At 68.8% G+C, this 17234-nt stretch carries 21 protein-coding genes; 13 read left to right on the forward strand and 8 right to left on the reverse strand.

Annotation, left to right across the window (positions count from 1 at the left end; translation table 11 throughout):
• Positions 1-24: 24 nt before the first annotated feature.
• From NLI01S_RS01805 to NLI01S_RS01820, 4 genes are all read right to left on the reverse strand, one after another.
• Positions 25-738, reverse strand: coding sequence for a GntR family transcriptional regulator (locus tag NLI01S_RS01805; protein ID WP_067598066.1), 714 nt, complete (start codon positions 736-738; stop codon positions 25-27).
• A 115-nt stretch (positions 739-853) separates the two neighbouring features.
• Positions 854-1600 carry a maleate cis-trans isomerase family protein gene (locus tag NLI01S_RS01810; protein ID WP_067598070.1) on the reverse strand — a complete coding sequence of 249 codons (747 nt, stop codon included), beginning with the start codon at positions 1598-1600 and terminating at the stop codon, positions 854-856.
• Between the two features lie 59 nt (positions 1601-1659).
• Complete coding sequence (locus NLI01S_RS01815) at positions 1660-2562, reverse strand: maleate cis-trans isomerase family protein (protein ID WP_190318333.1); 903 nt, start codon at positions 2560-2562, stop codon at positions 1660-1662.
• A 118-nt stretch (positions 2563-2680) separates the two neighbouring features.
• Positions 2681-3163 (reverse strand): DUF3830 family protein, encoded by a 483-nt coding sequence (locus tag NLI01S_RS01820; protein WP_067598074.1) that lies wholly within the window; start codon positions 3161-3163, stop codon positions 2681-2683.
• A gap of 321 nt (positions 3164-3484) precedes the next feature.
• On the opposite strand from NLI01S_RS01820, the gene NLI01S_RS01825 reads away from it, so the two are divergent.
• The 10 genes from NLI01S_RS01825 to NLI01S_RS01870 all read left to right on the forward strand — a co-directional run bounded on the left by NLI01S_RS01825 (position 3485) and on the right by NLI01S_RS01870 (position 12726).
• Positions 3485-4522, forward strand: a complete 1038-nt coding sequence (locus NLI01S_RS01825; RefSeq protein WP_067598077.1) for a D-2-hydroxyacid dehydrogenase — start codon at positions 3485-3487, stop codon at positions 4520-4522.
• Between the two features lie 26 nt (positions 4523-4548).
• Positions 4549-6075: an amidase gene (locus tag NLI01S_RS01830; protein WP_067598080.1), complete on the forward strand. Its 1527-nt coding sequence runs from the start codon at positions 4549-4551 to the stop codon at positions 6073-6075.
• Between the two features lie 258 nt (positions 6076-6333).
• Positions 6334-7005: a response regulator gene (locus NLI01S_RS01835; protein WP_067598083.1), complete on the forward strand. Its 672-nt coding sequence runs from the start codon at positions 6334-6336 to the stop codon at positions 7003-7005.
• Between the two features lie 149 nt (positions 7006-7154).
• Positions 7155-7541 (forward strand): hypothetical protein, encoded by a 387-nt coding sequence (locus NLI01S_RS01840; RefSeq protein ID WP_223809066.1) that lies wholly within the window; start codon positions 7155-7157, stop codon positions 7539-7541.
• A complete protein-coding gene (locus NLI01S_RS01845; RefSeq protein WP_067598089.1) occupies positions 7531-9192 on the forward strand; it encodes a sensor histidine kinase in 1662 nt (553 codons plus the stop codon). The genes NLI01S_RS01840 and NLI01S_RS01845 overlap by 11 nt, the downstream gene beginning before the upstream one ends.
• Positions 9189-9848, forward strand: a complete 660-nt coding sequence (locus NLI01S_RS01850; protein ID WP_067598092.1) for a response regulator transcription factor — start codon at positions 9189-9191, stop codon at positions 9846-9848. Before NLI01S_RS01845 ends, NLI01S_RS01850 begins: the two co-directional genes overlap by 4 nt.
• A 133-nt stretch (positions 9849-9981) precedes the next feature.
• Positions 9982-10587, forward strand: coding sequence for a DUF4956 domain-containing protein (locus NLI01S_RS01855; protein ID WP_067598427.1), 606 nt, complete (start codon positions 9982-9984; stop codon positions 10585-10587).
• Positions 10584-11444: a polyphosphate polymerase domain-containing protein gene (locus NLI01S_RS01860; protein ID WP_067598096.1), complete on the forward strand. Its 861-nt coding sequence runs from the start codon at positions 10584-10586 to the stop codon at positions 11442-11444. Before NLI01S_RS01855 ends, NLI01S_RS01860 begins: the two co-directional genes overlap by 4 nt.
• 250 nt (positions 11445-11694) lie before the next feature.
• Positions 11695-12162, forward strand: a complete 468-nt coding sequence (locus NLI01S_RS01865) for a helix-turn-helix domain-containing protein (protein WP_067598099.1) — start codon at positions 11695-11697, stop codon at positions 12160-12162.
• A gap of 12 nt (positions 12163-12174) precedes the next feature.
• Positions 12175-12726: a PIN domain-containing protein gene (locus NLI01S_RS01870; RefSeq protein WP_067598102.1), complete on the forward strand. Its 552-nt coding sequence runs from the start codon at positions 12175-12177 to the stop codon at positions 12724-12726.
• 54 nt (positions 12727-12780) lie between these two features.
• On the opposite strand, the gene NLI01S_RS01875 is transcribed toward NLI01S_RS01870, so the two are convergent.
• Positions 12781-13065 carry a hypothetical protein gene (locus tag NLI01S_RS01875; protein WP_067598105.1) on the reverse strand — a complete coding sequence of 95 codons (285 nt, stop codon included), beginning with the start codon at positions 13063-13065 and terminating at the stop codon, positions 12781-12783.
• Between the two features lie 288 nt (positions 13066-13353).
• Between NLI01S_RS01875 and NLI01S_RS01880 the strand changes: the two genes are divergently transcribed.
• Positions 13354-13977: a cyclodeaminase/cyclohydrolase family protein gene (locus NLI01S_RS01880; RefSeq protein ID WP_067598107.1), complete on the forward strand. Its 624-nt coding sequence runs from the start codon at positions 13354-13356 to the stop codon at positions 13975-13977.
• Entirely contained in the window at positions 13974-14810 is an 837-nt protein-coding gene (locus NLI01S_RS01885; RefSeq protein WP_067598110.1) for a bifunctional 5,10-methylenetetrahydrofolate dehydrogenase/5,10-methenyltetrahydrofolate cyclohydrolase, read from the forward strand. Before NLI01S_RS01880 ends, NLI01S_RS01885 begins: the two co-directional genes overlap by 4 nt.
• Positions 14811-14932: 122 nt before the next feature.
• Here the strand turns inward: NLI01S_RS01885 and NLI01S_RS25900 are convergent, their stop codons facing one another.
• The 3 genes from NLI01S_RS25900 to NLI01S_RS01895 are packed head-to-tail and all read right to left on the reverse strand — an operon-like array spanning position 14933 to position 16082.
• Positions 14933-15160, reverse strand: coding sequence for a hypothetical protein (locus tag NLI01S_RS25900; RefSeq protein ID WP_190318337.1), 228 nt, complete (start codon positions 15158-15160; stop codon positions 14933-14935).
• Entirely contained in the window at positions 15157-15534 is a 378-nt protein-coding gene (locus NLI01S_RS01890) for a hypothetical protein (protein WP_223809067.1), read from the reverse strand. Before NLI01S_RS01890 ends, NLI01S_RS25900 begins: the two co-directional genes overlap by 4 nt.
• Positions 15531-16082 (reverse strand): hypothetical protein, encoded by a 552-nt coding sequence (locus NLI01S_RS01895; protein ID WP_067598113.1) that lies wholly within the window; start codon positions 16080-16082, stop codon positions 15531-15533. The genes NLI01S_RS01890 and NLI01S_RS01895 overlap by 4 nt, the downstream gene beginning before the upstream one ends.
• Before the next feature lie 308 nt (positions 16083-16390).
• Here NLI01S_RS01895 and NLI01S_RS01900 point away from each other — a divergent pair, with 308 nt between their 5' ends.
• Positions 16391-17233 (forward strand): helix-turn-helix domain-containing protein, encoded by an 843-nt coding sequence (locus NLI01S_RS01900; protein ID WP_084392237.1) that lies wholly within the window; start codon positions 16391-16393, stop codon positions 17231-17233.
• Position 17234: the final 1 nt, after the last annotated feature.

The following is a 17234-nucleotide window of genomic DNA, read 5'->3' on the forward strand; positions in this document are numbered from 1 at the left end:
TCCTTCGGCCGTTCTCCGGCCCGTTCAGTCCTTCGTGGTGGACTCGGGAAGTTCCTCGTCGTCCCCGGGTCCGTTGCCGCCCTCGGCGTTGATCCGTTCGACGGTGTCGATCATGTGCGACTCGATCAGGGCGAGCAGACGTTCCTCCTCGCCCTCGACGATCGTGTCCAGGATCCGCCGGTGCTCCTCTAGGAGTTCCTCCGGTTCCGGGTAGACGTCCTGCATCACCGTCAGGCACATACGGGTCTCCACCAGCAGTGTCTGCGCCATGCGCTCCAATCGGGAGTTGCCCGAGCAGCTGACCAGGGCCCGGTGGAATTCCTGGTCGGCGTCGCTCATCTCCTCGCGGTCCCCCTTGGCCGCGGCCTGCGCCAACCGGTCGACGGCGGGGGTGAGGCGGGCCAGGGCCTCGCCCCGGTTGCCCCTCATGATCAGCTCGCACGCGGCACGTTCCACCGCGAGTCGGGCGACGTAGATGTCCCGCACGTCCGTGGGGGTCAACTCGCACACGAACAGGCCCCTGTGCCGTTCACTGCGGAGCAGACCCTCCTGAACCAGACGCTGCATCGCTTCGCGGAGCGGTCCCCGGCTCACCCCCAGGCGCCCGGCGAGTTCGGCCTCGCCCAGCTGGTCCCCCGGGGAGAGGGAGCCGTACATGATCGCCGAGCGCAGTTGGTCGGCGATCAGCTCGGCGGTGGAGCGCCGTGGGACGGGTCTGAGCTGACCAGGGGATGACATGTGGTCTTCCCTTCTCGGGACTCGATTCGGATTCCTGACGGGCGGTCGACACCTCGACCACGAACACGGGGGCCGGACTCAGGCGGACGAACCGGACATGTGCCGGCCCCCGAGGTTAACGGGCGACGAACGGGTCCCTGACAGTGGAGGCACCCGTTCGGAACAGGTTGCCGGGCCCGTTGCGCGCACCGCACCGCCCCACCAACCGAAGCCCCTCCCAGACGCTCACCTGGTTGGCGGTGAGCACCGTCTTGCCCAGGAGTGCCTCCATGGGGTCGATGAGGTCGGCGCTGTGCAGAGCGGTGTCCGGCACCAGGACCACCTCCGACCTCGGGTGGTCGTTGGTGATGACGTAGTCGACCACGTCGTCGGGTTCCAGTCGCCCCACCTCGGCGGCGGTGGGGATGCCGTGGCTGGCCAGGGACACCACCGAGACACCCGCGTCGTCGAGGAAGTCCACGAACCGTTGACCGACGTCGTCGGGGTAGGTCGCGGCGATGGCGACCCTTGATACTCCCAACTGGCGCAGGGCGTGCACGAACGCGAAGGAGGTGCTGGACGTGGGCACGCCCACGACGTCGCGCACCCCTTGGACCTGGCGTTGTGCCCCTTGCCAGCCGAACACGAAGCTACCGCTGGTACAGGCCCAGACCGCGGCATCGACCTCCAGGGCGGCGAGCTCCTGCGCCCCCTTGGCGAGCACGCCTTCACTGCCCACGTCCATGAGGGCGTCCACACGGTGGGCGTCCTCGCGCATGAGCGTGTGCACGAGAGGTAGTTCGACGTCATCGAGCAGGTCGGCGAAGGCCGGGTAGTCGTCTTCGGCGCTGTGGCCGGGATACAGGAATCCGACGCGGGTCATGTCTCTCCTCTGGGTCGAGGCGCTCTCCGTGGCCGGTGGTCGGTGGTCGGTGGGTGCCGTCAGGCGGCGCTGGGCGCGGCCACGTCGATCAGGCTCTGTCCGCGTGCGACGGCGCGGCGGCCGGCCGCGTTCATGACCGCCCACATGGTGACCTGGTTGGCCGCTATGACGGGTTTACCCAGTTCGCGCTCCAAGGGCGCGATGATGTCGTAGGTGAGGACGTTGGTGCAGCTGATGTAGACGGCCTGGGCGTCGGGGTGGTCCGCCTCGTGCACGGCGTGGGCGACCTCGGCGTAGGTGACCTTCCAGATGTGGCTGAGCAGGCCGAGTCCGATGCTCGAGGTGACGCCGACGCCGTGTTCGGCGAGGTAGTCCAGGAGTCGGTCGGTCACGCTGTCCACGTACGGGGTGACCACCGCGATCCGGTCGGTGCCGAGGGCCTTGAGCGCCTCGATCAGGGCGCCCGATGTGGTGGCCGCCCTTGGGGCTCCGGCCGCCAGCATGGTGCGGTGGAGTCCGCGTTCGCCCTCGGCCCCGTGCACGAAGCTGCCCGAGGCACAGGCGTAGCCGACGGCCAGGGGTTCGGGTGCCATGAGCGCCTTGACGGCGCGGGTCACCGCCTTGCCCTTGCTGAGGGCCGCGGCCTGGTCGACCGTCACCGGAACGTGGACGTAGGGCAGGCGGGTGACGTGCAAGGACACGTCGTCGGGCGTCCATCGCCACAGTTCGCGGTCGAGCGCGAAGTCGTAGGGGGCTAGCACGCCGACCCCGGCCTGCCAGGGGGTCGTGGTGGCGGCCGACAGTTCGACGACCTTCGGGCCGTTCGCCTGCCCGGACTCCCGGTCGGGCGCCCGTCCGGTCGCTTCCCGGTCGGTCTCGGGCCCGGGCCGCCGCGCCGAACCCGTCGAGTTCGTGTGCTCGGTGCCGGGTCGGGGCTCCGGTCCGGTTCCCTCGGTTCTCATCGGTCACTCACCTCCCGTTGACGTGCTCTGTCCAGCCGTGTGCGGTGTTCCGGATGTGCCGGCACGGGCCTCGGTACGCGGTGGGTGTCGAGGCCGCCGTGGGTCCTGTGGCCGCCGTTCAGCGGTCGAGCCGTTCGTACAGGAGGCGTTCACCGACGCTGCCGGAGCGCCAGACGTCGTTGCAGGCCTCGGCCATGGCGGGCAGGTTCTCCACCACGGTGGCGAACACGTTGCCGGGGACCCATCCCACGTCTCCGTTGAGCAGCAGGTTGTTCCGGCCGTAGAAGAGGGCCAGGTCGATGACCCCCGGCAGGTGATCGATGCCCTTGTCCTCCTTGAAGGAGCGGTCGAGCATGCCGGAGTCGAAGGAGAAGTAGACGAGGTCACCGGGGATCGGGGTGACGGTGGGGTTCTCCTGTCCGGGTTCGGGGTCGGCGAACCGCGGCACCATCGTGTAGACCTCGTTGCGCGCGTACTTGGCGTGTTGGACGGCGTCGCCCTGCGGGAGGGCGTTCCACACCGCTTCACATGTGCGGGGCGCTTCCTTGTCGAGGAGTTCGGCGACGCAGGAGACCCCGCGTCGGGTGAGCGTGACGGTCATGTACCTGGGCAAGTGGGTTCCCTTCGGCGGGGCCTACATGAGTCCTGGGAGACCGACCCGAGGGGCCGTTCGGGCCGCTGATGTCACGATGCCATTGATTGTCGACAATCCTACGATCAATCTCCGGAGTCAGGCAATAGACCCGAGACGAACGGGTATCCCGCCAGTGCCGACGCGGGTGCAAGGTGTGCTTTTGCCCAAGAACAGCCCTTTTGTGGATTGTTGACAATCCTATGTGGGCTCCTTAGCGTTTCCGGTGCAGGGCGAAACCAGCACCTCGACGGCACCGCATCACCAGTCGCTACCGGAAAGCTCGTGCCAGTGAACCGTCCTCCCGGCTCCACCACCGTCTCCGCACCCGAACGACCGCGTCTGCTCGTCCTCCACGGCGAGGACCTCCCACCGGGGCACGAACGTCTCGACGACCACCCCGGGTTGGGCGAGGTCGTCTACACCGACGCCGAAGGGCTGTCCGCCGCCCTTCCCGGTGCCGACGCGCTCCTGGTCTGGGACCTGTTCACCGAAGCGCTCGCCCGATCCTGGCCCAGGGCCGACCGACTGCGGTGGGTGCACGCCGCCACCACCGGGGTGGACAACCTGATGTTCCCCGGGCTGGTCGAGAGCGACGCCGTGGTCACCAACTCGCGCGGGGTCTTCGACGAGCACATCGCCGAATACGTGCTGGGCCTGGTCATCGCCTTCGCCAAGGACTTCCACCGCACGTCGGAGCTACAGCGCGGGCACCGGTGGCTGCACCGCGAGACCGAGCGCGTCACCGGCAAACGCGCGCTGGTCGTCGGTACCGGCCCCATCGGTCGAGCGATCGGGCGCAAGCTCGCCGCGGTGGGGATGGAGGTCCGCGCCTCCGGCAGCCACGCCCGCGACGGCGATCCCGACTTCGGTCACGTGGTCGCCTCCAGCCTGGCGGAACGCACCGATGACGACGACCCCACGTTGTTCCAGGCCCTCCCCGAGGCCGACTACGTGGTCGTCGCCGCGCCGCTCACCGCCGCCACCCGAGGCCTCGTCGACCGGCGCTTCCTCGACCTCATGAAGCCCACCGCGCGCCTGATCAACATCGCCCGTGGCCCCATCGTCGTCCAGTCCGACCTGGTCAACGCCCTCCAAGAGGGTTCGATCGCCGGCTCGGCCCTGGACGTCTTCGAACGGGAACCGCTCAAGGCCATCAACCCGCTGTGGGGCCTGCCCGGGTCCATCGTCTCGCCGCACATGTCCGGTGACGTGGTCGGGTGGCGCGATGACCTGGTCGAGCTGTTCCTGGACAACCTCGCCCGTTACCTGGACGGGCGGGAACTGCGCAACGTCGTGGACAAGGACCGGGGCTACGTACCCGGCTGACCCCTCGCGTGACTTGGGAGGCTGAAGTGACGATCCGTTCCGAACGGGCCGGGACCGAAGACACGGGCACGGCCGCCGACCCGGCCGTCGGCACCGCGGGGAACGCGCCCGGGTCCGACCCCGCGGTCCCCCGCGCCCGTTCCGGTGCGAGCGCACCGGCCGACCTGTCCGCCGAACAACTGCTGCGCGCCTACTCCACCGGGGAGCTCTCCCCGGTGGAGGCCGTCGACTCCGTGCTCGAACGCATCGAGCAGGACAACCCGGCGCTCAACGCGTTCTGCCTGGTGCGCCCCGAGGAGGCCCGCGAGGCCGCGCGCGCCTCGGCCGAACGGTGGCGGCGCGGCGAACCGGTCGGGAAGCTCGACGGGGTGCCCGCCTCCATCAAGGACATCCACCTGACGAAGGGGTGGCCCACCCTGAAGGGGTCGGTGACCTCTTCCCAGGAGGGCCCGTGGGAGGAGGACTCCCCGGTCACGGCACGCCTGCGCGAGCACGGGGCGGTGTTCGTCGGCAAGACCACCACCCCCGAACTGGCGTGGAAGGGGGTCACGGACAACCCGCTCACCGGGATCACCCGTAACCCCTGGGACCTGTCCACCACTCCGGGCGGCTCCAGCGGCGGCTCGGCGGCGGCGGTCGCCGCGGGGATGGGTCCACTGTCGACGGGGACCGACGGGGGCGGGTCCATCCGCATCCCGGCGAGCTTCACCGGGGTCTGCGGGATCAAGCCCACGTGGGGGTTGGTGCCGCACTACCCGGCGAGCCCGTTCGGGTCACTGGCGCACACCGGTCCGATGACCCGCACCGTCGGCGACATGGCGCTGATGCTGGACGTGATCTCCGGCTTCGACTCCCGCGACTGGATGGCGATGCCGCCCCCCGCTCCCGGTCTGGCCGAGGCCGGACGCGGAGAGGACCCGCGCGAACTGGTCCGAGGGATGCGGATCGCCTACAGCCCGACCCTGGGTGGGTTGGACGTGGACCCGGAGGTGGCCCGCTCGGTCGCCGACGCGGTGCGCGTGTTCGAGGGGCTCGGCGCCAAGGTGGAGGAGGCCGACCCGGAGCTGCCCGATTCCATGGCGGAGTTCCACGTGCTCTGGTACTCGGGCGCGGCCAAGGCCACCGAGAAGCTCACCGACCGTGAGCGTGACCTTCAGGACCCGGGACTGCGCGAGATCATCGAGGAAGGACTGTCCTACTCGGCGCACGACTACCTGACCGCGATGGCCCTGCGGATGGCCATGGGCGCTCGTATGGGCCGCTTCCACGAGACCTACGATCTGTTGCTCACGCCGACCATGCCGATGGTGGCCTTCGAGGCCGGACTGGAGTCGCCGCCCGAGCTGTCCGGGCGAAGGTGGACCTCCTGGGCCGGTTTCAGCTATCCGTTCAACATGACCCAGCAGCCGGCGGCGAGCGTGCCGTGCGGGTTCAGCGATTCGGGGTTGCCGATCGGCCTCCAGATCGTGGGTCCACGACACTCGGATCCCCGGGTGCTGCGGGCGTGCCGAGCCTTCGAACTGGCCCGCCCGTGGGCCGGGCGCCGTCCCTGAACTCCTGTTCCCATGTTCCCCGGGGGCCCATCGCCCCCGGGGGTGTGCATTGGCGATACGGTGACCATGACACGACCGTGATCACGTCCGCACCACCCGTGATCGACCCCCCGCGGCACTCGGACCACGTTTGGCCGGTTCTGGGACTTTTGACCGGCCACTTCGATGGCTTAAGACCCCCGATGAACCCCATATACGTATTAACGTCTTCCTCGGAGTGGTGTCGCGAGCACGCGGACGCGAGGAGAGGGAGGACCGATGACGATCGGTGGAGCCGAGAACGCTCGGAAACAGATCAGGGTCTTCCTCGTCGATGACCACGAGGTCGTCCGGCGCGGCGTGGCGGCCCTCCTCGAGACCGAGGACGACATGACCGTCGTCGGTGAGGCCGGGACCGCCGAACAGGCACTGGCACGGATCCCCGTGGTGCTTCCCGACGTCGCGGTGTTGGACGTGCGGCTGCCCGGTGGTTCCGGGGTCCAGGTCTGCCGGGAGATCCGGTCCGACCACCCCGAGATCGCCTGCCTGATGCTCACCTCCTTCGCCGACGAGGACGCGCTGTACGACGCCGTCATGGCCGGGGCCGCCGGGTACGTGCTCAAGCAGATCCACGGCGCGGACCTGGTCGGCGCGGTGCGCACCGTCGCCGCCGGCGGCTCCCTGCTGGACTCCGGAAGCACGGGTGCGATGCTGGAGCGGTTGCGCGGTGCCCAGGCCGAGCCCGACCCGCTGGCGGAGCTGACCCCGCAGGAACGGCAGATTCTCGACCTCATCGGCGAGGGCATGACCAACCGGCAGATCGGCGAGCGGCTGTACCTGGCGGAGAAGACCGTGAAGAACTACGTGTCGGCGCTGCTGGCCAAGTTGGACCTCAAGCGCCGTACCCAGGCCGCCGTCCTCGTCGCGGAGCTGCGCGGCCGCCGCTACTGAGACCCTCGATTCCCCTCGGGCCCCACCGCGTGCGGGGCCCGTTCGGTGTGATGGGGATCCTGTTCCGTGCCCGGTCGAACTGGGAGGATGAAGCCTTCTTCATCTTCGCTTCATCCTGTCTTCCCGCGGGACGAGGACACTCTGTCGATATGAGATCACCTCTGGTGCCCCTGATCACCGGGACGTTGACGGTCGTCCTCGTGACGGCCGCCGCCCTGGTATGGGCGTTCTTCCTGCGTTCTCCGGGTCCGGTACCCGCCTCGGAGGTGGTGGTCGGTGAGTCGCCCGAGGGCGCCACCGTCGAGCCCACCGACGAAGGCGTGGTCCCCCCTCCCCCACCCGTCACCGAGGAGTCGGGCGAGCCGACCGAGACGAGCCCGGAGGCCGAGCCGTCCGCCGGCCCCGCGCCGACCGGCTTCCCGTTCGACTGCCTCGACGAGGGCTCCGGACACGAGAGCTGGGGCGAGGACCAATGGGACGACTGGTGGGAGCTGTGCCAGGACCAGCGGTTCGGGGACGATGACGATGACGACTGATCCCGAGGACGGACCCGACGCGACCACCGTCCGGGTACCGACCGCCGGCGACCACGAGGACCCCGCCGAACGGCGCTCCACCGGCCGTTCCGAAGGCACCTTCGTGTTCCCGACCCTGGTGATGCGCGGTCCCCAACCGGAACTCCCCCACCGTCGACGCGTTCCCGCACGACTCCTCATCATGGCCTGGGTGGTCCTGCTCATGGCCGCCGTGCTCCTGATGGTCAACGTCGTCACGTGGAGCGCGCTGACCGCGAGGGTGGACGAACGCGTGGATCGGGCGCTGAGTCAGGAGACCGGCGAGTTCGAGGAGTTCGCGTCCGTGGGCATCGACCCGCTGACCGGGGAACCCTTCACCGACGTGGGCGCCCTCATCCGGGTCCACCTGGAGCGGCAGCATCCCGACGACTCCGAGATCCTCTTCGGCTGGGTCGAGGAGGGCGAGACCACCGAGACCACCGAGACCCCCCGACAACGAGGGGGCGCCGCCGGGAGCGAAGGGGAGACGACGACCGAACCCGGGCGGATCCGGCAGGGCCAGGACCCGCCGCACGACCTTTCCGCCGACCCGGAGTCCGTCGCGGCGATCCTGGAGTCCCCGGACGCGCGCGGCGCACTCGACACCCCGGCGGGTCCGGTCGAGTGGGAGAAGGTCCGCGCGCTGCCCCCGGAGGGCGTCCAGGGCCCGGCCGGTTGGTTCGTCATCGGTTACTTCACCGAAGAGGACCACGCCGCCACCGGCTCCACCATGGGCACCATCGCCCTGGTGAGCACGCTGGGTCTGCTCGCCGCGAGCACGGCCGCCTGGTGGGTGGCCGGACGCATCCTCGCTCCGGTCCGGCTGGTGCGCCGAACCGCCGCAGCGATCGGCGAGGAGGACCTCACCCAGCGGATCGAGGTGTCCGGCCGGGACGACATCGCCGCCCTGGCCGAACAGTTCAACAGCATGTTGGACCGGTTGGAGGGCGCCTTCACCGCTCAGCGGCGGTTCGTCGACGACGCCGGCCACGAACTGCGCACCCCCATCACCATCGTGCGCGGACACCTCGAACTCATGGGCGACTCCCCCGAGGAACGCGAGGAGGTCGTCCGGCTGGTCACCGACGAACTCGACCGCATGGGGCGGATCGTGGAGGACCTGCTGTTGCTGGCCAAGGCGCAACAGCCCGACTTCGTGCGCCCCGAGCCGGTCTCGCTGGCCGAGCTGACCAGCGACATCGACGCGAAGGTACGCCCGTTGGGCGACCGGTCGTGGCGGCTGGAGACCATCGCCGATGGCACGGCCCGACTCGACCCGCAGCGGGTCACGCAGGCGATGGTGCAGTTGGCCGCCAACGCCGTCCGATACGGCCCCGCGGGGTCCACCGTGCGGATCGGCTCCGCCTTGGTGGGTTCGGACGTTCGCCTGTGGGTGTCCGACGAGGGGTCGGGGATCCCGGCCGAGGACCACGGCAGGATCTTCGAACGGTTCTCCCGTGGTGGGCGGACCGCGCGGGGCGGCGACGGCGGCGCCGGGCTGGGCCTGGCCATCGTCCGCGCCATCGCCGAGGCGCACCACGGCAGGGTCGACCTGCGTTCGACACCCGGTCGAGGATCGACGTTCACCCTGGTCCTCCCGGTCGACAGAACCTTGGGAAGGGAGCGCGCGTGAGTCGCGTACTCATCGTCGAGGACGAGGAGCGGATCGCCTCGTTCGTCCGCAAGGGCCTGACCGCGAACGGGTTCACCACCACCGTGGTGGGTACCGGCGGGGAGGCCGTGGACTACGCCGTCACCGGCGGGTTCGACCTGATGTTGTTGGACCTGGGGTTGCCCGACACCGACGGGTTCGACGTGCTGCGCCGGATCCGGTCGATGGGTGTGCAGACCCCCGTGGTGATCCTGACCGCGCGGGACGGGGTGCGCGACACCGTGACCGGACTGGAGATCGGGGCGGACGACTACGTCACCAAGCCGTTCCGGTTCGAGGAACTGCTCGCCCGGGTGCGGCTGCGGATGCGCACCGAACGCACGGCGGACCTGACGGTGCTGCGCGCGGGCGGGATGTCCCTGGACCTGCGCACCCGACGAGCGTCGGTGGACGAGTCGACCGTGGACCTGACCGCCCGCGAGTTCGCCCTGTTGGAGCTGCTCATGCGCCACCCCGGGCAGGTCCTGACCCGTCAGCAGATGCTGTCGCACGTGTGGGGCTACGACTACGACCCCGGGTCGAACGTGGTGGACGTGTTCGTGCGGGCGCTGCGTCGCAAGGTGGGCGCGGAGCGGATCGTGACGGTGCGGGGCATGGGGTACCGGCTGACCGGTTGATCGGACGGCGTCGACGGTTGGACGACGCTTCGGCCATACCGATCGTTCGGTGGAGTGGACGGTCGGGCGATCATGAGGGTTTCCTCATCCGGCACTCATGATCACCTCACGGCCGGTGCCCAGGATGATGACCATGATCTGGTTCGCGTTGGCGGTCGACCTGGCCGCGATCACGGTGTTGTCCTATGTCCTCTACTTCCGTCGGCACGGCCGTCGGGACCTGTTGTTGGCCTACGTGGCACTGAACGTCGGCATCTTCGCCGTGGTGGCGATGATGGCCCGCCAGGAGGTGGGGCTCGCGGTCGGCTTCGGGTTGTTCGGTGTGCTGTCGATCCTGCGGCTGCGGTCGGACCTGATCAGTCAGGGCGAGATCGGCTACTACTTCGTCGCGATCGCCCTGGGTCTGATCAACGCGATCGCGCCCCCGTTGGTGATGGTGGGTCTGAACATCCTGCTGCTGGGTGTGCTGTACCTGGCCGGCCACCCCAAGCTCCTGCCCCGCACCCAACGGCGGATCATGACGCTGGACGTGGTGCACGAGGACCCCATCGCGCTCCGGCAGGATTTGGAGGGTCGGCTGCGCGGCAAGGTTCGGCACGTGGAGGTCACCGAGGTGGACTACGTGCGCGACCTCATGGTGGTGGACGTTCGGTTCCTGGAACCGAGGCTCGAAGCGGCCCCGGGCCCGCTGCCGGGCGAGCGTCGTCACTCCATGCCGGCCTGGTGGGGTGAACGATGAGGCCCTCGCTCACCGGCGGCCCGGCGGGGTCCCTCGCCGTCGGACGCTCCCCCGAGTTCCCTCCCGGTGGTCCCCCGCCCGGCCTCGCCGGACTGCACCCGGTGTCCCTGAGCGAGATGAACGCGCGCGCCGCCCTGGTGTCCCGGACCTGCCGCAAGTACCTGGTCCCCATCGAACTGATGCCGGAACTCTTCGCGGGCGCCGAGCGGGACTTCGGCGTTCTGGAGATCGGGGGCCGGACCTCCTTCCGGTACTCGTCCGCCTACATGGACACCCCGGACCTGGGCACCTTCCACGACCACCGCCAGGGTCGGCGGCTCCGGTACAAGGTGCGCACCCGCACCTACGTGGACACCGGCACCAAGATGTTCGAGGTGAAGCTGAAGGGGGCGCGCGGCGTCACCGACAAGGTGCGGATCGAGCTGCCGATGGAGGCGCCCTCGGACCGGCTGACCCCGCGGACACGGGAGTTCCTCGATCGCTCCCTGACCGCCTACCGGATGGAGGCACCCGACACGCTGCTGCCCGCCGCGGTGACGGATTACCGACGATCCACGGTGGTGTCGTCCTGTGGCCAGGAGCGCGTCACGGTCGACACCGATCTCGTCGGATACCGGGGGGACCGGTCGGTGCGGATGCGCCCGGACGTGGTGTTGTTGGAGATCAAGACCCGGGGCGGGCTCACCCGGACCGAACGCCGACTGCACCGACTGGGACTGAGGGAGGCCCGGTTCAGCAAGTACGCGGCGGCGCTGTCCTCACTGGAACCGGGGCTTCGAGGCAATCGTTGGCTGCGCGCGATGGGCCGTTGCCTGGACCTGCCGGAGCCGGTGCGCGGTCTTCGGACCGGGACGTGATCGCAGGCCGCAGCGCCGAATGAGGGGCCGGGTGTTTCACGTGAAACCTTCGGCTCCACGCTCGCGTCGCGGGCGTGGACGGCCGCCGCCTCGTAACCGGTCGAGACGGCGGCCTCGCCGTGAGCCCCCTCCCGCTACAAGAGGGCGAACACGACGCACCAATGCTGTCACCCGCCACCGCACAGGTCCAGACCGGTGGCCGAAACCTGCCACGGAGTTTCGTTTTTTTCGAATATGGTATGTTCGAGCCATGGCGAGCACACTGCGTGAACGAACGGTCCTTCCTCCCGACGATCTTTCCGAGCTGACTCGATTCGCCCGGAACATGGGCGATGAGGGCGGCGCACACGCCCGATTGGTCGGCCCGGACGGTTCCGCGATCGACCTTCCCGAGGAACTCCACGAGGTCCTACGGGATGTGGTCGCCGCGCTCTCCCAAGGCTTGGCGATCTCCATCGCCCCGCACAACACCATGTTGACCACTCAGGAGGCCGCGGATCTCTTGGCGGTGTCCCGCCCCACTCTGGTCAAACTCCTGGAAGAGGGCGAGATCCCGTTCAGCATGCGCGGACGTCACCGTCGTGTTCTGCTTCGGGAGGTCCTGGAGTACCAGGAGCACACCAGACGGGAGCGTGAACAGGTCCTCGACCGAATGGCCGCCGAGGCCGAGGAGATGGACCTGTACGACACCACCGCAGCCCCCCGGAACACCAGGTGAGAACGGACGATCTTGGCCTTCCCAGCCTTCCTCGACACCTGTGTCCTCTATCCGGCCTACTTGTGCGACACACTCCTTCGTCTGGCGACCGCCGGAGCGTACCGCCCCTTGTGGTCGGCGGACGTCCTTGATGAGTTGAGTCGCAACCTCGTCCAACGGGGGATTCCCGTGGACAAGGTGGATCGCCGCATAGGTCAGATGAACCGGGCGTTCCCGGACGCGACGGTCCACGGATACGACACGCTCGTCGACGGGATGAAGAACGATCCCAAGGACCGTCATGTCCTCGCCGCCGCGGTCAGAGCCAACGCGGAAGTCATCGTCACCTTCAACACCAGAGACTTTCCCAACGCGGCTCTGGCCCCCTATGACCTCCTGGCGGTTCACCCCGACGACTTCCTCCTGGACCAACTGGACCTCTACCCGGGTCTGGTGCTTCAGGTGTTGGAGAAGCAGGCCGCTTCATACCGCCGAGAACCCACCACCGTGCCGGGTGTGCTCGCCCTGCTCGATCGCACCGGGACCCCTCGATTCGCTTCGGAGGTACACCGGCATCTGCGCTGACACCCGCCACCGCACAGGTCCAGACCGGTGGCCGAAACCTGCCACTCCCGGGGGCTACCGGAGACCCGGGTGGGTGAGGGCCTGGGCGACCCGGCGCCAGTCCACGTCGCTCAATCCGCCCGACCGGAGGTCCTCCACCACGGTCTTCAGGGTGCGCAGATCGAAGTCGTCGCTGATGGGCCTGGTCCCGTCGCGGTGGTCGCGCACCAGCTCGGTGACGTAGAGGCGCAGGCGCTCCGAGCCGTGACGGGCGTGCTCACGGGCCTGGGCCTGCCAGCGGGCGTCGTGGGGGATCCAGGCCTCGATGACTTCGGTGGGGTCCGGATGCACCGGAGGCACTAGGACCTTCCGATCCATGAGGACGATCGCCCTCGGACACCCAGGGGACGTAGACAGTTCCGGCACTTCTGGTTCACTCCGCCGTTCCAGGACCCGCAGTAGTCGCAGTACACGTGAGCTCCTCCCTGGCCTGTTCCTGCCGACGGTAAAGCCATTCGGGCTCCGGTAGGGGCGGAATGGAACAAGTGCTCCCCATCGAGTCGGATCAGGCGATCGGGCCGTCCTCGCGATCGGGCACGTGACAGGATTTCGAGGAACCTCCGAACACCACCGAACGGGTGATGCCTCATGCTGTCCACAGAGAAGATCGGCGACTACCTGGCCAGGTTGTCGGCCAAGGAACCAACCCCCGGTGGCGGGGCGGCAGCGGCACTCCACGCGGCGCAGGGAGCCGCCCTGATCGCGATGGTCGCCCGATACAGCACCGGCGAGAAGTACGCCGAGCACGCCGACGAGATCGCTCGGATCACCGAGAGCGCCGATGAACTCGTGGCCCGGTCCCTGGAGTGCGCCGACGCCGACGAGACCGCCTTCGGAGCCATGGGCGACGCCTACGGACTTCCCCGAGGCACCGACGAGGAGAATGCCGCCCGCAAGGAGGCGATCTCCGACGCCGCCGCCGGGGCCGCTCGACCACCGATGAGGGTGATCGCCATCGCCCGGAAAATCGTCGACCTGGCCGGGGAGCTGATTCCGATCGGCAACCGTAACCTGATCACCGACCTGGCCGCCGCCGCGGACGCCGCTCGGGCGGCGGCCGGCACCAGCCGGGTGAACATCGAGATCAACCGGCCGAGCGTCAAGGACTCGGACATGGCGCTCCGTCTCTCTCGGTCGGCGGATGATGTCGACGCCGTCCAGACGGACGCCGACAGGGTGACCGAACAGGTGCGCGAGGTGATCCGCCGATGAGCGTGCTCTCGGGCAAGGAGATCGCCGCGCAGGTCCGGCAGGAGACGCGCGAACGCGCCACCGATCTGAGCGAGCAGGGCAGGCCTCCCCGGCTCGCCGTGGTGGTGGCCACCGATGACGGAGGTAGCGCCTGGTACGTGAGCTCGATCGCCCGCGCGGCGGAGAAGGTCGGCATCACCTGCGACGTCGTGGACCTGGGTGCGGACGCTTCAGCGAAGGTCATCGCGGATCGTCTCGACGAACTGGGTCGGGACGCGAAGGTGCACGGGATCATCCTGCAAACACCGCTGCCGGAGGGCGTCTCGGCATCGGAGCTCGCCGAACGGATTCCGGTCGACAAGGACGTGGACGGGGCCAACCCCGCCTCACTCGGCCGACTGGCCGCCGGGCTGACCGCGTTCGCGCCGGCGACGGCCGAAGCCGTGGTGACGATCCTGGAACACCACGAGGTGGCGTTGGAGGGTGTGGAGGTCGCGGTGGTGGGCCGGTCCACCGTGGTCGGTAAGCCCCTCGCCCACCTGTTGTTGGATCGGAACGCGACGGTCACCGTGTGCCATTCGAGGACGAGTGATCTCCCCGAGGTGACTTCCCGCGCGCGCGTGCTGGTCGCGGCCGTTGGTCGGCCGGCGCTCATCGGCGCGGACCATGTGCGATCCGGCGCGGTGGTCGTGGACGTGGGCACCAACCCGACCGAGGAGGGTGGCCTGGTCGGTGACGTAGACGCCGACGCCGTGTCGGAGAAGGCCGGGGCGCTCACCCCTGTTCCAGGTGGTGTGGGACCGGTGACCACGGCACTGCTGTTGCGCCACACGGTGGACGCCGCCTTCCGGTGAGCCGTCGAGGGCCGATCTCGGCTCGTCCGACCGGGCGCGCGGGTCCGGCCCCGACCGAGGTCGATCCCGCGTGCTCGGGGTGGGTCGGTGGCGGGCCCGGGCGCGCGGGGGTCGTGGGTGTCCTACGTGCGATGCCGGTCGGGTGTGCGCGGCCGGTCGGGTGTGCGCGGCCAGTGGAGTCGGTGGAAGTGGCGGCCTTGTTCGAGCCAGCCCTGGCCGTTGTCCAGGCGATGCAGTGCTGCGGTCTCCTCCTCGTCCAGGGGTCGGTTGGTGTCCTGGCCGTGTTCGTCGAGGTCGGGGGCGTAGCGAGTCGGGTCGTAGCCGTCCCCTTCGTGGTCGTTGGTTTTCACGGGGTCGCTCCTCGCTGTCGCGGGACGGAACCGGGCACGGGCACGGGCACGGGTCCGGGTTCGAGTTCGGGTGCCGGGCCCGGCGGTGGGCCGTGGTGCTCGCGGAGGCGGACTTCGAGGAGTTCGGGGGTGGGTTCGATCTCGGTGCGCCAGTGCGTGTGCGGGTCACGGTGCACGGCGACCCACAGGGTGCCGGTGTAGGCCACCCGGTGGGTGCGGCCCCAGCGGTGGACGAGTTCTTGGAGGGCTTGGCCCGGAAGATAGCGGGCCCGGCCATGGTCATCGGTGTGGGCACCGGGGTGGTCGGCCCGACCGATGCAGTACCAGCGTTCACCCCGCCCGGTGTCACCTTGGGCTGCGCACAGTCGCGTCACGCCGCCCGCCTTCCCGGTCGGCCAAGGTAGGCGCGGATGGTGTTGCGCAAGGTCGCGAACTCAGCCCGCTCGTCCGGTTCCAGGTCGCGCACGTACCCGCGTACCCGGCGGCTGCGCCTGCGCACGGGGCCGGCTTCGGCCGGTTCGGGTGTGGTGGGCGGCGGGCTCTGGCCGGTGTGGTGGGTGCGGTAGGCGTCCAGTTCGATGACCACCGCCAGGGCACCTTCTCCACGCTGGTGGTCGGGTTCGGTCCGGAGTCGGAAGCCGGTGTCCTGGTCGCGCAGGTCGATCACGGTGAACCCGGTGTCCTGGTCCACGGGTTCGGGTTCAGGGGCCGGTTCGGGCCGGTGGTGCCTGCCCTTGGGGGCGGGGAGCACGGCGGCGTCGATTCCCGAGTCGAAGGTGCGGGCCCGGCTCCCCTCGCCCTGGGCGCTGTGCCCGGGTGTGGAGTGCTTCATCGGCAGGTCGACGCGGTGGTCCAGGGAGAAGGCGGACTCAGCGGCCAGGGAGCGGACGGCCAGCAGGTCGGCCGAGGCGAGGTAGGTCATCGCACGGCCTCCGCACAGCGGTCGAGGTGGGCACCGAACGGGTTGGTGCGCTTGCGGTGCGTCACGTCGGCGGGCAAGGGTTTCGGACAGCAGGGCGCCATGGGCGCGCACCTCCTGGCTCGGGCGCCGTCTGGAACGGGACGACGCAACAGAACGAGTACAGTCCACATCTTGCACCCTAGAAATCTAGGATTCAAGTGCTATGAAATAGATTGCTAGTCCTGAGATTGCTAAATGTCCGGTTTCTCGCATTGGGAGCTACCATCAGCAGCACACAGAAGCAGCGCACACACACCAGGAAGGCCAAGGTGGCAGCCAGTCCCACGATCCGGAGGCGCCAGCTCTCCGCCGTGCTCCGGAGAATGCGGAAGGATGCGGGTCTCTCCTTGGAGGAGGCCGCCAAGCGGGTGGAGTGGTCCCGCGCGAAGCTCGGGCACATCGAGACAGGCGAGCGCAAGAGGCCGAGCGTGGTGGAGATCCGGGCCCTGCTCCACGAGTACGGCGTCGATACAACGGATCCTCGCCACAAGGCCGTCCTCACACTGGTCAGGAACGCCCAACAGCGCGGCTGGTGGACTCGCTACGATGACATTCTCACCGGCTCCTACGTCGAGTTGGAAGCCGAAGCCACGAGCATCGCGAACTATGAGGCCTTCGGTGTACCCGGGCTTCTACAAACACCTGGGTTGGCCAGGCTCATGCAACGAGCACGACTCTGGCGCAATGCCGAAGACATTCAGCGTGCAGTTGATGCCCGAACCCGTAGGCAACAGATCCTTACCGGCGATAATCCGACCCAGCTCTGGGCCGTTATCGAAGAACACGCGCTCCAAAGGCTCGCAGGTGCCCCCGAAGTCATGCTCGAACAGATCGAGCACTTGATCGATCTCGCGGACTCCTCCAACAACGTGACCCTCCAAGTGCTCCCCACCGACGCAGGGGTGCATGCTGGCGTAGCAGGCCCGTTCGTCATCATGGACTTCGCCGAACCAGCAGGACCCATCGTGTATCTGGAGACCTACACCGATGGCCTGTACCTCGAACGAGACACCGAGATCGCACGATACCGGCGCCTGTGGGACCACATTCGCACCTCGGCGTTGGACGAGGAGCGGACGATCCCGTACCTGAAGAAGATGATGAACCGATAGG

It is taken from the genome of Nocardiopsis listeri NBRC 13360 (genome assembly GCF_001570765.1).
GTDB classification, from domain to species: Bacteria; Actinomycetota; Actinomycetes; order Streptosporangiales; family Streptosporangiaceae; genus Nocardiopsis; species Nocardiopsis listeri.